The following is a 15506-nucleotide window of genomic DNA, read 5'->3' as shown; positions in this document are numbered from 1 at the left end:
TCTAGGTTCTTTCAGCTTTAAAACGTTCTTATTCGTCGGTTTTCCTTCATTGACATGATGTAGGAATCCCTTATATTTACTATGACCACCTCTAAATACCTGTCTGATCCAGGTATTTTAAATACTTCATCACAGGAACAACTGGAACACCTACCTCATCCAACAACAAATATCTCTTTTTATTATCATTAAGAATTACTTCTTGTACTCTCACAGCGCCACTCCCAACGAAAGCATTTATCCTCAATATATTAAACAATTTATATTAATTTTTTAAGCCATAGTTAATAATTCTTTTAAACAAAAAATAGAGGAGATTAGCTCATATATTGAACTAACCATCCTCTATTTACGTTACTACAATTAACCGAGTCTAAAACTTTATTTTCTTTTGAGTGTATGGAGCGTAATCTGTTGCTTTAATGATCCGTTTGATTCAGGAATGGCTGCCAGCACCAACGGCTTGCTCCCATGCCAGCATAGCGGATGGGAAGCATTCGATGGCACGAGGGAAGACTCCCTGAACATAGGCGATGAAAATACCATAGTTCACTATGGGTACCCCGGCGGCTTCCGTTTCTGCCATCCGGTGAAGCATGGTACGTCGATTGAGCATGCATGCCCCACAGTGAATAACCAGGGCATATTCGCTCAGATCGGCAGGAAAGCTGGAACCGGATGCGTGCTCGATGATGAGACGTTTGCCTATCGTTTGACGGAGCCAACGGGGTATTTTCACACGACCGATATCGTCAGACTGACATTGGTGCGTGCAGGCTTCAGCAATGAGTACGCGGTCACCATCCTTGAGACGGTCAATGGCTCTTGCGCCTCGTACGAGTTCGTCAAGGTCACCTTTATGGCGGGCGAACAGGATGGAAAAGGAGGTCAGGGGTACATCCTTGGGAGTATCAGCTGCTACCTTCATAAAAGCCTGTGAATCGGTAATGACCAAGCGGGGCTTGCGCCCCAGTCGCTCCAACGTCAGTCGCAGCTCATGTTCTTTGGTCACTACGGCGATGGCATCGTTCTCTAACGTATCGCGGATCGTCTGCTGCTGTGGCAGAATCAGTCGGCCTTTTGGCGCAGCTTTGTCGATTGGAACGACCAGCACGACAAAATCGCCGGGCGACAGCAGATCACCGACGATACGGAAACGATCCTCGTTTTGGGGAAGGGCATCCATGATGGCCTTTTTCAGTTCCGCGTCTCCCCATAGGTTAGAGGCACTGAAAGGAATCAGGGATAAATCCAGTTCAGCCCCTAGCGTTGCGGTTATTTTCTCTGTATCTGCAAGGATATCTGTTTTGTTTAATACACCAATGACGGGAATCTTCTTGGCACGTAGCTTTTCGATTAGCCCATGTTCAAATGCGCTAACCCCAACAGTAGCGTCGATGATTAGCAGCGCCAGATCCGTGCTATTTAATATTTCTAGCGTTTTGTTGCGGCGCAGCGCCCCGATCTCACCCTCATCGTCCAGTCCGGCGGTATCCACCAGAACAATGGGGCCAGCAGGCAGCAGCTCCATCGGCTTGAAGACTGGGTCTGTGGTCGTTCCTCCTACGGGAGATACCACGGCGGCGGGCTGGCCGGTCAGGGTATTCAGAATGCTGGATTTGCCAGCGTTGCGGCGACCGAGCAGGGCGATATGCGGTCTGTTACTACGGGGGGTATCATTCATTCCCATCGTGAATTCCTTCTTCCTGCCCCGGAATCCCGGGCTTGGTTACTGTATAGGGATGGCACAATTGCTCAATGCGCGAGCGGTATGAATGCCGTAACAGGCATTGGCGGGGATCTCCATTTCCCCTAGCGCATCCCGCTCGGTTCGCGTATCCTTTTGCAGAGGAAAGGCTTCGGTCATGTCATAGACCCGTTGTGGGAATGCGCGTCATATGCAGTAACTGGCGTGCGCTCGCAGCTCGTTTTTCCTCAACACGAGCCTGAACCAGATCCGGCTCAACCAGCTTGAGGGCACGTGTTGGGCATTTTCCAATGCAGGCGGGACCACCCTCTATGCCTTCACACAGATCACATTTGCTGGCAATCATTCGCTCTTTGGGCTGCAAACGTCCTGACACATTCGTGTACAGTCCATCCTGAACTACAGGCTGCCCGTCCCGATATTCGGGTACCATGGTAATAGCACCGTAAGGGCAGGCGATCATACAGGTTTTACAACCGATACAGCTCTCGCTGTTAATGAGAATACAGCCGTCCGCGTTCGTAATCGAGCCATTCGGACAAGCGTTGGCGCAGGGGGCATCCTCACAGTGACGGCATTGGACAGGGGCAGTGACCCCAATAGATTTGATGACCTTCAGACGTGGGTGAAAATGAAACTCATCATCCGGCGAGATAAAAGGGTTACCTGCTGAATGTGCGATGACACATGCGATTTCACAGGTACGACAACCGATACACTGATTCGGATCAGCTAAAACAAAACGGTTCATACAACTCGACTCCTCTCTAACTTACGACAAAAATGGATAAAGTATGAAAATTTTTAAAAATGCAGTGTTTGTTGGTGCAGAACATGATGAGCACAGGATGAACACGGATAGGACTCAGTAGCCTCTTATTAAGCATGGAGAGGCAGGATGCCGCCATGGTTCACCCTTTTAACTTAACGTGCTAATGAATGGAGTTACCTGTATTCTCTTTAGCGGGAGCATAACAGCTACGGCTTTGCTTACCTGGTCCGCGCTTTTGGAAGGTCGTGTGCAGCAGATGATGCGATACATGACCAAGTGGCTCACCTAAAAATTCATCGTACAGCTTAATAATGTGAGGATTTTCATGCGATTTTCGCACCTGAAGCCCCGCATCATGTCCATAAATAGAGGATTTGCGTGCACGGTAAGCTTCAATCCGGTGTTTTTCCAGCATGAGCTTGGGTTGACCGCCTCCGCTAATACATCCGGCAGGACAGCCCATTACCTCAATAAAATGATAATCACATTCGCCCGCTTGCACACGATTCAGCAGTCGATGGGCATGTTGCAACCCCGCGACGACCGCCACCTTGAGTTGCAACTCTCCCACCTGAACCTCAGCGACTCGAATGCCTTCCTCACCGCGTACAAAATCCAGTTGGAGTTTCGATAGCTTTTCATTCGTCAGCAGCTCGTAGCCTGTACGGATGGCAGCTTCCATAACGCCTCCGGTCACACCAAAAATAGTGCCCGCTCCTGAATATTGTCCTAACGGTGAATCGAACTCTTCATCAGGCAGATTCATAAAATCAATGCCGCGCTGCTTGATCCAGTATGCCAGTTCACGCGTTGTCAGTACCTCATCCACGTCACGGTAGCCGTTGGATTCCATTTCAGGACGATCACATTCGAATTGCTTGCAGGTACAAGGCATGATCGCAACGCTATAAATGTTCGCAGGTTCCACCTCGTCCAGTTGGGCACCATAGGTTTTGACCAGCGATCCTAGCATTTGCATAGGGGATTTGCAACTGGATAAATGGTCCAACAGATCGGGATATTCAATCTCGGCGAACCGAACCCATGCCGGACAGCAGGAGGTAAACATCGGTAGCGGCCCACCTTCGGTTACACGACGAATCAGCTCGGTGCCTTCCTCCATAATGGTGACATCAGCTCCAAAGTTGGTGTCATATACCCGATCAAAGCCAAGACGGCGTAGAGCCGCAGCCATTTTACCTGGGGTGAGCGTACCAAATGGCATACCAAATTCCTCCGCGATTGAAACACGAATGGCTGGAGCACATTGAACGATCCGAAACTGTCCCGGTTTCGTCATCATGCCGGTTACCTTATTCAGGCTACCGCTATAATAGGCAGCGAATAACGGTTCTCCGATGTCAGCAGGCATATCGCGCTCACGCAAACGTTCCTGTCGTCTGCTGGCGGCTTCCTGTGGGGATGAATCTGCCCAATCGGATGCGTATACGCTGCATATTTGTACACATTGGCCACAGATCACGCAGCGGTCTGCATTCACGGTTTGCGGCTCTCCGGGCTGTCCTTCTATGGCATCTACTGGACAAACCCCTGCACAGCGTCTGCACCCGGTACACATACTGGGATCAATATGAATAATGGGGTTGGTGTTATCCGTCGTCTCCATACAAGGAGCCGAAGAGGCATTGTTAGTTGTTATGGACATCTTTTTTCTACCTTTCTGCGGCTGATTTTGGCCTTACAGGCTCGGGAAGAAGACTTCCCGCCGCCGCTCGGGAAGCGGATCCGACTTGACTATAGCCAGCCGTAGTACATCATTGGGACAGGCTTCTACACAGGCAGGCTGTCCTCCGTTTGTGTTTGCGCACAGGTCGCATTTGCCTGCGGCGGTCCGGGGGAGAGCCTTGTGATCGGCACGGTCGGTTAAGCCGGGTTGCGTCATGACTCGTCCTTCCCGGTAGACGGTAGATACCTCAATGGCCCCGAAAGGACAGGCCAAAACACAAGAGGTACAGCCGATGCACAGCTCCTCGTCAATCATGACCACACCGTTCTCCTGTCGAATGGCCTGAACTGGACAGGCATGTGCGCAGGGCGCATTTTCACAATGTCGACATTGAATTGGCACATATGTGCTTCCGCTACGCACCACATACACCTTGGGTACCACCGGCACGTTGACAGTTCCAATAGAAGCGCCCACGTTGTTACTCTGTCCGTGGACCGCGAAGCAGGCCAGCTCGCACGCTTTGCAGCCGATGCAATGTCCGGCATCTGCAACCACAAAGGAAGAAGCGACAGCGTTTGTTCTATTGGCTGCTCCCATTCTACTCCTCAAAGCTGACCGGGTATTTGCCGGACTGTGCAGCATGTTCCGCGTGCCGCTCATCTCGTCACCTTATCAGCTAAAACGGCTTCCTGGACGTTCATTTGTCTGCGAATCCGTTGGTACGATTCATGTACATCACGTTCGGCCTGCGCTTGGTCGGCAATCCTTTCCAGCCGGATGGCACAGTATTTTAATTCAGGTGTTTTAGATACCGGGTCCAGAAAATCGGCGGTCAACTCGTTACATGCTCCAACCCACCAGTGATAGGTCATGTAGGTCGCACCTTGTTGCACGCGGTCACTGATTTGTGCCCTTGCCATGATGCGTCCACGACGGGAGGATATGGCAACAATTTCGCCATCCAGAATGTTCAGATCTGCTCCGTCTTCCGGGCTAATCTGAATAAAGCCAGGCTCATCAGACAACTGGCGTAGCGCACGGCAATTGCCAGTCATGGTACGCACCGAGTAATGGCCTACCTCACGAACTGTAGATAAGACAAGTGGGTATTTTGCATCCGGCTGTTCTTGTGGCGGACGCCATTCGCAGGCGAATAATCGGCCTTTGCCACTAGGCGTGGAAAATTGATTGCCCTTATACAGATACGGTGTACCTGGATGATCCTCTGTAGGACAGGGCCATTGCACGCCGCCTTGATCCTCCATTTTTCGGTAGCTGGCACCAGCGAATAACGGGCAGAGGCTGCGCATTTCATCCCAAATTTCTTCTGTGTTTGCATACGGCATAGGGTAGCCCATGGCGGTAGCAACTTCGCTAATAATGGCCCAGTCCGGCTTTACATCACCCTGCGGCTCGACGGCCTTACGGATGCGCTGAAAGCCCCGGTCTGCCGAAGAATATACACCGTCATGCTCACCCCAGGCAGTAGAAGGGAGGATGACATCGGCGTGCAGCGCCGTTTTGTTCATGAATATATCCTGCACCACGACAAATTCCAATTGGTCTAGCGCTTCACGTAACTCTGCGGCGTTCGGATCACTTTGTACAGGGTCCTCGCCGAAAATATAATAAGCTTTCAGCTTGTTCTCCTTCAGGATGAGGTGCGGTACCTCTGTAAGGGGATATCCTTTTTTACGCGGCAGCTCGACACCCCATGCTTTTTCGAACTTTTTGCGAGCCGCGGTGTCCGTTACATCCTGGTAGCCTGGATACACATTCGGCAATGCGCCCATGTCGCAGGAGCCCTGTACATTGTTTTGTCCCCGTACAGGTCCGATGCCCACATTCGGCTTGCCCAGATTTCCGGTTAACAATGCAAGGGAAGCGAGCCCCTTTACTACGTCAACGGCCTGTGAAAATTGGCATACACCCATCCCATACAGGATCGTAGCGGTAGGGGCCTTTGCATATTCCCTCATAGCCGTCCGAATGTCAGCCGCCTTGACCCCCGTAATGCCTTCCGCATATTCGGGCGTATATTTTTTAATGCTTTCTACGTATTCGGCAAAGCCTTCTGTGTTTGCTTCCACATATCGTTTGTCATACAGTCCTTCATGTACAAGCACATGACCAAAAGCATTCACCAAAGCCATGTTCGAACCGCCTTTTAGCGGTAGCCACATATCTGAAATACGTGCGGTTTCAGTCATGCGCGGATCGCATACAATAATTTTGGCACCTCTTTGCTTGGCAGCTACAATGCGTCTTGCGACGATCGGATGCGTTTCAGGTGCATTATATCCAAACACGAAAAGGAGATCCGAATGTTCAATTTCAGGAATAGAGTTGGACATGGCCCCATCCCCGAGTGAGTATGTCAAACCTGCCACAGAAGGGCCGTGGCATACACGAGCACAATGGTCAATATTGTTCGTACCAATGACCGCCCGCATGAACTTTTGCATGACATAATTAGCTTCGTTTCCCGGTCCGCGTGCGGAGCCTGTCCCCATAATGGAGTCGGGTCCGTATTTTTCCTTAATTGCTGACAGCCGTTCGGCAGTATATTGAATGGCTTCCTCCCACTCCACTTCCTCCATGATGCCATTTTTGCGAATCATGGGCTTGCGCAAGCGTGCAGTCAGAATCTGCGGGTCATTCAGAAAATCCCATCCATAGTGTCCTTTCAGACACAGTGTTCCTTCATTTGTACGACCATTAGCCGGCTCTGCGCCAATTACCTGTCCCTTGTCTACCAGTAAATTAAGCTGGCAACCACTTCCGCAGTAGGGACATACCGTTAATACCTTGTCTGCCATGTGTGCAGCACCTCTTTTTATATGAAATAGATGAAACTCGTAACATGAAAAAAGCCAATACAAAAATGCCGCTTTACGCTGCATCCTGTACTGGCTTATCCGCGAGCGAGGAGACAATCTCCTTCCCGCTAATCCAACCGGTGTATGTGTTGTAGTTCAAGAGTAATGATAATATGTCCGTCTCCATGGACGGAGGGGCAGATCTCCCAAGTGTAAGTGAAGGGACTGCCAAGCGTTTTTTCGGCTTCGTTCATAAACTCCTTTTCCAGATAAGGACGAAGGACATTCCAATATTCCCTGACCTTGTCCTCAGCCCCTTCATGAACGAGAATTTCGGACAGGTTGGACAAGGTGCCTCGAATTTCTACCGTAATCTGAAGCGGCGAATCCAGTGAAACTTTGACGTTATCCGGTCCTTTTCCCCGGTAATGCTTAACAATGCATACGGCTAGCTTCCTTATGCGCTCACGGTATTCCCATTCGGTATTCAACATATGGACACTCCGCTTCGAATCAAAATAAAGGCGTACTTGCCGCGCATGCCGGACATCCTGTGTAGCTAATTTGCAACAGAACCCACCCGTTCCGCCCAAAGTGGTCTGCCCAGCACGGCGTATCACCCCTCTATGGTAGAACAGGTTGCCCCGGAAAGATGTGAAATTCATTACACTGCGCCATAATTTTGCATAGATTAGGTTGGATTGGACGATATTTGGGGGAATGAGGTAGGGAGAAGAAGTATAAATTTTGTCTGTGATGATTGATTATGGTTTGGGCTGAAACTTAAAAGGGGGGCCTGACGCTTGTCTTCCATTCTCAAGGGTAACTATTTGCGTCACTTTTAAGTACTTTTTCTGGTCTGTCAATAACCTTACTTAAAATTATCTTATTTCTTGAGTGGTTTGCTTGTTCTTGTAATGAAATGCAAACTGATGAAGAAAATCTGGATTGTCTACGGCTATCTCGGTACTTACTTCATTCCAGTTACGTCTTTATCTTTCGTTATTTTCACTTCGTTTAAGCAATTAACTATTGTTTGAATGTTATTCTATAATTATACTGATAACAGTCAAATAATTATTTGAATGTTGGAGGAAGACATGAACAATAAATGGAACAAATTAATTTATAAAGTAGGCGCTCCGTTATACGATCGTTTTTTTAATTCGGGTATTTTTTTCAACGCAAGGAAAAGAGTATTCGACAATCTTTCTTTGAGTAAAAGACAAAAAGTTTTGTTTGTCGGCGTTGGTACTGGGGCAGATTTGGAGTTCTTAAAAGGGCAAGACTTAGAAATAACAGCGATAGATATATCCTCCGCAATGCTAGCTAGAGCTATTGATAAAGTAGACGGGCAGAAAAACATTGAATTTTTAGAAATGGATGCTCAGCATTTATTATTCCCTAATGGTTCATTCGACCTGGTTGTTGCCAATCTTATTCTTTCCGTTGTTCCAGATGAACATCAGTGTATTAGTGAAATTATTCGTGTTACAAAGGAAAAGGGAACAATCCTAATTTTTGATAAATTTATGCCCGAAGGAAAAAAACCTTCTATAGGTATAAGATTACTTCGTCCAATCATAGCTGTATTAGGAACGGATATTGGTCGGAATTTAAACTCTATCCTGGAACCGCATATGAATCAAATATACATAAAAGAAAATTTGTCTGTTTTATTTAATGGAATGTATCGGAAAATAATACTGGAGAGGAAATAGAAAATTTTTCTATATCAATGATTATTTAATGAACGGAAAATGGCTGGTTTATAGCCCGTTACTGGACTTTTCATGTGATAAATTTGTATCATGGAAAATCAAATAAGAGGAATCGAGGCGCTAATGCTTCGGTAATGAGGTCGGCCAATGTGCCGGCCTTTTTGATTTCTTCTGTTGTTTTGAATGTGGTGGCGGAAGAGAGACGCTACAACGTAGGATGACACTTGGACACTAAAGGCTGATAGCTCAGCGATTCCTGCAAGGTACCAGTTAACCAGCGGAAACATGAACAGTCTGGTCAGAACCCTTGCGCGGTTCAATTCCGCAACGTGCCTCATGATAGATGGGTAGGATTGTCCGAAATTTTTGTTGAAAAATTACAATAAAATACTTATAATGCAACTTAATACAACTACCTGTAAAAAACTTTATTGATCAGGAAGGCATAAATAGATTTTTTACATAATCAATTTGATTGATAAAGTACGCAGGTACAAAAAATTAAAAGGAAGAGGGTTTTTGAACATGAAAAACATCAAAAAAGCTTCTGTATTATCCGTTTTGTCTTTAGCTCTTGCAGTTCCATTAACTGCTTCTGCAGCAACTACGACCGATGTTGCACTGGCTACAACTAACTCAGCAGCAGTTTCCAAATCTGCAAACACATCGACTGGTGTGACTACACCAACAACAGGGGATCATGTCATTACTCCACAAGCTACTGATGGACAAATTGTCGATCGTCCAGTAGCTGGATTTAATGATTCTGCTGATTTTGACATTAAAGGAGGATATGGATATGTAAGATTATATATAAGAAACACAGGAAACACTACTATAACTTTTACTGTGAATCAGGGAAGTGTATCTGGTGCGGAAAAGTACAGTGGAACAGTAAAACCTGGTAAAACATTCGATAAAGTATTAAATTCAAGCAGGGCATGGTCTTCAGGGAAATTTTATGTTAGTTTAAGTAGTGGTTCTGGTTCCATGTCTGGAAAGCTCGGAGTTCGGACTAGTACTAATAAGAATTTTTAGATATAATTGCTGGAAAAGCGAGCCAATGAGGCTCGCTTTTTTTTTGTTTGGGGTGATATTCATGAAGAAAGCCCGAAATCAGGAATATGTATGCTTTGCAACGACCTCAACTCGAACCCGAAGCATACAACAATGGGTGCATCCTTTTGTGATACATGTTGCGATATTGTCCGGTTCTTGTTCTTTGACGACCATTTTCGATAATCAATAAAATGGCCTTGTCATTCCTCTCTAGTAACTGTACTTGCCAATAATCACTTCGATAATTTGGAAGCTGAAAAAGCTGACAGTATCCCTATGCCGCTCTGAGTTGCGTTTTTATTGGGCTAATGTAGCCCCGAATTGAGCTTGGTCGTAGATATTCAATCATGTCCTGTTTTTTCTGTAAGCGGTAGTGATGTAACCCATTGATCAAGCTTCCTTTGCCATCATAGATGCAGCACATCGGAGCAAACATCAGTAGGGTCAAGTAACGGTCAATGGCCTTAGCGGATCACTACCAGGTTCGAAAGTACGTTTCAATCACCCAACGTTTGCTGTAGTAGCTTAGAATTTCTTCATTTGTCAGTGAAACATCCGTGCTTAGACAAGCCTTCATGGGTTTGGGGTCAAAACCTTCCCCCTCTTTCCAACACAGCAGCAGTGCGGCGTTTTCCAAGAGATTGAGCTTTCCTTCCTAGCGATATACCCGATAAGCGGAGGAATTTTATAAAATTGGGTAAACTATAAGGGAGTCTTAATTGACTCCCTAATTTTTATGGATGGAGTGATTTGCGATGCGTGATGAAACAGTTAAGCACAAGCATACAAACAGCCTTATAAGCGAAAGAAGTCCGTACCTATTACAACATGCCCATAACCCTGTAAACTGGCTCTCATGGAGTCCTGAAGCCTTTTCTAAAGCTACAAGAGAGGGCAAGCCTGTATTTTTAAGTATAGGCTATAGTTAGCCTTCGGGCTAACATAGGTATAATTTAAGAACTTGTCATTGGTGTCATGTAATGGAAAGAGAATCATTCGAGGATGAAGAGGTTGCGGAGATATTAAACCGGGATTATGTATCCATTAAGGTGGATCGAGAGGAACGCCCGGATGTGGATCATATTTATATGTCCATCTGTCAGACGATGACCGGGCATGGAGGTTGGCCGCTGACGATTTTGATGACGCCGGATCAGAAACCTTTTTTTGCGGGTACGTATTTGCCCAAGGAGCAAAAGTTTGGCCGTGTCGGTCTGGTGGAGCTGCTGGACAAGGTGGGTACCCGGTGGAAAGAACAGCCTGAAGAGCTGGTGGAGCTGAGTGAGCAGGTGCTTACCGAGCATGAGCGGCAGGACATGCTTGCGGGTTATCGCGGTGAACTGGATGAACAGAGCTTGAATAAAGCTTTCCATCAATACAGCCACACCTTCGATAAGGAATATGGCGGCTTCGGAGAAGCACCCAAGTTCCCTTCTCCGCATAACTTATCTTTTTTGCTACGATATGTACAGCATACGGGAAGTCAACAGGCACTGGAAATGGCAGAGAAGACGCTGAATGCGATGTATCGGGGTGGAATCTACGACCATGTTGGCATGGGATTCTCGCGGTACTCAGTGGATGAGAAGTGGCTGGTGCCGCATTTTGAAAAAATGCTGTATGACAACGCTCTGCTGGCCATTGCTTATACAGAGGCTTGGCAGGTGACGGGCAAGGAGCTGTACCGACGGATTACGGAACAAATCTTTACATATATCGCAAGGGACATGACAGATGCAGGAGGGGGTTTTTATTCGGCGGAGGATGCGGATTCCGAAGGAGAAGAGGGTAAATTCTATGTCTGGGACGAATCTGAGGTAAGGGCTGTACTGGGCGATAAGGATACCATCTTTTTTAACGATTTGTACGGGATTACACCTTACGGCAATTTCGAAGGACATAACATCCCGAACCTGATTGATATCAATCTGGAAGCCTACGGGATCAAGCATGACTTGACCGAACAGGAATTGGAGCATCGGGTCAGTGAGTTGCGAGCCAAGCTGTTTGCTGCCAGGGAAGAACGGGTTCATCCTCACAAGGATGACAAGATTTTGACCTCGTGGAACGGGTTGATGATTGCTGCTTTGGCGAAGGGGGGGCAGGCTTTTGGAGATACCAGATATACAGAGCAGGCCCAGAAGGCAGAGTCGTTCTTATGGAATCATCTGAGACGGGAAGACGGACGGCTCCTGGCACGTTATCGGGACGGGGATGCAGCTTATCCCGGCTATGTAGATGACTATGCTTTTTATGTGTGGGGCTTGATTGAGCTGTACCAGGCGACCTTTGATGTACAATATTTGCAAAGGGCGCTGGCGCTCAATCAGGATATGATCGATTTGTTCTGGGATAAGGAACGGGACGGATTATTCTTTTACGGGTCAGATAGCGAGCAGTTGATCGCCAAGCCCAAAGAAATTTATGACGGGGCCATTCCGTCGGGTAACAGTATTGCGGCTCATAATTTTATGCGATTGGCACGGCTGACGGGTGAATCCCGATTGGAGGGCTACGCAGCGAAGCAATTCAAGGCTTTCGGCGGTATGGTTACTCATTACCCCACAGGCTATTCGGCGTTGCTCAGTTCGTTGTTGTATGCAACGGGTACGACGAAGGAGATTGTGATTGTGGGCCATAGGGATGATCCGCAGACCGTACAGTTCATTCGGGCGGTTCGAGTTGGATTCAGACCCCATACAGTGATTATTTTAAAGGATGAAGGACAGCCAGAGATTGCAGAGACGGTTCCATATATCCGTGATTACACTCTTGTGGATGGCAAACCAGCGGTATATGTGTGTGAACATTTTGCCTGTCAAGCGCCTGTCACAAGCCTTGAAGAGTTGAAAGCCTTGCTGGATTGAACTGAATAAAAGTGGTTATGATCCCCTCGGGGGTAGCGAACACATAGTGTTTTTCGAGAGAAAAGACCTATGTTGTGCCTCCCCCAAGGGGATTATTTATGTATATTTATAAGTAAAACACACTTTAAAATAACATTTTATCAATAAATTCAGTGTATTATATTTAAGAATTTTTAGGTATATTATATTATATAACCGATTCCAATTAATCTCGTTGTCATTGAAATATAGGTATATATACCTAGAATGATCGGATTTATGCCTATTTTAGTGTCCAAGCATTTTTTGGCAGAAGATGATCGGGGAAAAGAGTATGTTGGGGGCAGAGCGAGGCGGTTCACAGGAAGCAGGAAATTCAGAAGATGAAACGGAGAGAGGTTAAGCAATGAACAAATTTTGGGGAAAGATAGAATGGCTCGTAGGAAGGGTATTCAGTAAAAACTTTAAAACGAAGTTGATGGTTGCTTTTATTGCTTTTCTGATCATACCGTCTGTTATTGTCGGGGCATTGTCATTTACGAGTGCCAGTCAGCAGATTAGAAGTCAGATTCAAGGTAGTGCTCAGCAAGCGATTAACCGTACCAATTTTGCTATTGATAGCACCATAAAACCCAAAACACATGACGCAGATTATTTCGCCAAAATGCTTGCAGGCACTCTTTTGGAAACGAAGGATCAAACGGTCGTATTGGAGCAATTTTTCAAGCAATACTCAGCGCTCCATCCTGAGACGGACTATATTTACTATGGCACGAAAGATGGTAAATTTGCGACCTATCCGCCGCAGCAATTATTGGATACCTATGATCCCAGAACCAGACCCTGGTACGAGAAAGCCATAGGTAATAAGAACACGGCGGCTATTAGTGCGCCTTATCTCTCGGCAGGAACGCATCAAATGACTGTAACCGTATCCAGAGCCACAACAGATGGATCAGGGGTTATTGGTATTGACCTGAAGATCAGCACGATTAAAGATACACTGAACAAAATCAAGGTAGGACATGCAGGGTATGGGATACTTTTAGACAGCAATCGTACATATATTGTGCATCCTACCATCGCACCAGGTACCAAAATCTCCGATATTGAATCACCAATATTTAAGTCAGATGCTGGTGAATACGAGTATGAGTTTGAAGGTCAAACCAAGTACATGAATTTTGCAACCAACAAGCTGACAGGCTGGAAGATTGGCGGTACTTTATTTTTATCCGAGGTGGATGATGCGGTACGTCCGATTCTGATTCGTACGCTATTCACGATAGCCGGATGTCTGGTGTTCGGTATTCTCATTGTCTTTTTCCTGATTCGCTCGATCATCAAGCCTATCTTGAAACTGAAGGAGCAGGCTGTGAGTGTGAGCAAAGGCGATCTGACACAAGAAATCCAAGTATCCACTCATGATGAAATCGGAGAACTGGGACTCGCCTTCCGAAACATGCAGCAAAACTTACACTCTGTCATTCAAAATGTAGGAAACAGTGCGGATCATGTAGCCCGATCATCGAATGAGCTGACGATCAGTGCTGAACAAACGAGCGCAGCCAGTGAGCAGGTGACCATGGCCGTCCAAGAAATCGCTAGTGGTGCGGAGAAGCAGACCATTGGTTTGGAAAATAATTCAGCAGCCCTTGATGAAATTGTACTGGGAGTCACTCAAATTGCCGATCGTTCTGTCACGGTAGCTGATTTGGCCCGACAATCCACCCTACAAGCCGAGGAAGGGCGGAAATCCGTCGAGCAGACAGGGGAGCAAATGCATTCCATTCACGAATCGGTAGAGCAATCTAACCAGATGATTCAAGCGCTGTTAGTCCGTTCTCATGAAATTGGTGAAATTACAAATGTGATTAGTGATATTTCCAGTCAAACCAATCTGCTGGCCTTGAATGCGGCCATTGAAGCGGCTAGAGCAGGCGACCATGGTAAAGGTTTTGCCGTCGTTGCTGATGAGGTACGCAAGCTTGCAGAGCAGTCACAGCAGTCCGCCAAACGGATTTCAACATTAATTGCCGAAATTCAGAATCAAACGGAATCTACGGCCGAGACCATGGGCAAAGTTTCAACTGAGGTACAAGACGGATTACAAATTTCAAAAGCTACCGTCGTTAAGCTGAATCAGGCAATGGAAGGCATTCGCGAGACGACGCCTCAAGTGGAAGAAGTAGCTGCCATAGCACAGCAGATATCAGCCAGTGTTCAGGAAATTGCAGCGACAGCTAATGAGCTTGCCACGATTGCAACCGGCAATGCTGCCACATCTGAGGAAGTCGCAGCTTCCTCTCAGGAGCAGATGGCATCCATGGAGGAAATATCTTCTTCTGCACAGCTGCTTTCAAGTATGGCCGTTGATTTGAAAGCAATGATTAGTCAATTTAAATACTAAGCAAACTTGCTATGCATGAAATTTATAGTACAATGTAAGCACAGGACAGGTCTTTAAGCCCTATGGCATAAGGAACCTGTCCTGTGCTTTTTGCGTTTTCCCAATAACATCCTTTTACTATCGCATACAACCATGCACAATTACAGGGGGACTGGGTCAAACCAATATCCCAATAGAACGAATTCATATCTTTTTGATATGGAAATGTACTATTTTTGAGGTTTTCAGCTCTATTTCGACATTTTTCGTGGAAAATTAACAAAATAACTTAAATTTCGAACCCTCGATTACAAAAATTCAACAAAAAAAATAAAAAACATGCATTGACTTCAAAAAAAGTTATGGTATTTTATTACATAGGAGTGACATCTACTGATAGACCCCTTAGAAAACCCCACCACTTAATCTTCTGGAATTTAATTTACTTTCAATAGTTATCGTTCTCGTGAGCGTACTCATGATTCTTTGGTGTGGCTACCCC

General features: G+C 46.4%; 12 protein-coding genes and 1 pseudogene. 4 read left to right on the top strand and 9 right to left on the bottom strand.

Translation table 11 applies throughout. The features are described 5' to 3' along the window. Nucleotides 1-91: 91 nt before the first annotated feature. The 8 genes from ACWGOO_RS09080 to ACWGOO_RS09045 all read right to left on the bottom strand — a co-directional run bounded on the left by ACWGOO_RS09080 (nt 92) and on the right by ACWGOO_RS09045 (nt 7483). Nucleotides 92-214, bottom strand: a complete 123-nt coding sequence (locus ACWGOO_RS09080; protein ID WP_452482650.1) for a hypothetical protein — start codon at nt 212-214, stop codon at nt 92-94. Nucleotides 215-436: 222 nt separating this feature from the next. Continuing rightward, a complete protein-coding gene (gene hydF / locus ACWGOO_RS09075; protein WP_452482648.1) occupies nt 437-1690 on the bottom strand; it encodes a [FeFe] hydrogenase H-cluster maturation GTPase HydF in 1254 nt (417 codons plus the stop codon). Between the two features lie 39 nt (nt 1691-1729). Continuing rightward, entirely contained in the window at nt 1730-1867 is a 138-nt protein-coding gene (locus tag ACWGOO_RS09070) for a hypothetical protein (RefSeq protein WP_452482646.1), read from the bottom strand. A 1-nt stretch (nt 1868) separates the two neighbouring features. Then, nucleotides 1869-2459, bottom strand: coding sequence for a 4Fe-4S dicluster domain-containing protein (locus ACWGOO_RS09065; RefSeq protein WP_452482644.1), 591 nt, complete (start codon nt 2457-2459; stop codon nt 1869-1871). A 181-nt stretch (nt 2460-2640) separates the two neighbouring features. Next, nucleotides 2641-4146, bottom strand: a complete 1506-nt coding sequence (locus ACWGOO_RS09060; RefSeq protein ID WP_452482642.1) for a [FeFe] hydrogenase, group A — start codon at nt 4144-4146, stop codon at nt 2641-2643. Between the two features lie 33 nt (nt 4147-4179). Beyond that, the gene (locus ACWGOO_RS09055; protein ID WP_452482640.1) at nt 4180-4830 is read right to left on the bottom strand and encodes a 4Fe-4S dicluster domain-containing protein; all 651 of its coding nucleotides are present in this window, start codon (nt 4828-4830) and stop codon (nt 4180-4182) included. Then, on the bottom strand, nt 4827-6989 hold the full coding sequence (fdhF, locus tag ACWGOO_RS09050) for a formate dehydrogenase subunit alpha (protein WP_452482638.1): 2163 nt from the start codon (nt 6987-6989) through the stop codon (nt 4827-4829). The genes ACWGOO_RS09055 and fdhF overlap by 4 nt, the downstream gene beginning before the upstream one ends. Before the next feature lie 128 nt (nt 6990-7117). After that, nucleotides 7118-7483 (bottom strand): DUF2294 domain-containing protein, encoded by a 366-nt coding sequence (locus ACWGOO_RS09045; protein ID WP_452482636.1) that lies wholly within the window; start codon nt 7481-7483, stop codon nt 7118-7120. 606 nt (nt 7484-8089) lie between these two features. On the opposite strand from ACWGOO_RS09045, the gene ACWGOO_RS09040 reads away from it, so the two are divergent. Both ACWGOO_RS09040 and ACWGOO_RS09035 read left to right on the top strand, forming a co-directional pair. Further along, the gene (locus ACWGOO_RS09040; protein WP_452482634.1) at nt 8090-8710 is read left to right on the top strand and encodes a class I SAM-dependent methyltransferase; all 621 of its coding nucleotides are present in this window, start codon (nt 8090-8092) and stop codon (nt 8708-8710) included. 525 nt (nt 8711-9235) lie between these two features. After that, nucleotides 9236-9748, top strand: a complete 513-nt coding sequence (locus ACWGOO_RS09035; RefSeq protein WP_452482632.1) for a hypothetical protein — start codon at nt 9236-9238, stop codon at nt 9746-9748. Between the two features lie 496 nt (nt 9749-10244). Here the strand turns inward: ACWGOO_RS09035 and ACWGOO_RS09030 are convergent, their stop codons facing one another. Next, on the bottom strand, nt 10245-10406 hold the full coding sequence (locus ACWGOO_RS09030) for a hypothetical protein (protein WP_452482630.1): 162 nt from the start codon (nt 10404-10406) through the stop codon (nt 10245-10247). A 118-nt stretch (nt 10407-10524) separates the two neighbouring features. On the opposite strand from ACWGOO_RS09030, the pseudogene ACWGOO_RS09025 reads away from it, so the two are divergent. Together ACWGOO_RS09025 and ACWGOO_RS09020 are read left to right on the top strand one after the other, a co-directional pair. Next, nucleotides 10525-12636 (top strand): annotated as a pseudogene (locus tag ACWGOO_RS09025) (thioredoxin domain-containing protein). A 385-nt stretch (nt 12637-13021) separates the two neighbouring features. Next, entirely contained in the window at nt 13022-15025 is a 2004-nt protein-coding gene (locus ACWGOO_RS09020; RefSeq protein ID WP_452482628.1) for a methyl-accepting chemotaxis protein, read from the top strand. Nucleotides 15026-15506: the final 481 nt, after the last annotated feature.

The sequence above is a fragment of the Paenibacillus sp. NPDC055715 genome (genome assembly GCF_053617595.1).
The sequence above is the reverse complement of the archived record's forward strand: the minus strand, read 5'-3'. Positions and strand labels throughout refer to the sequence as shown.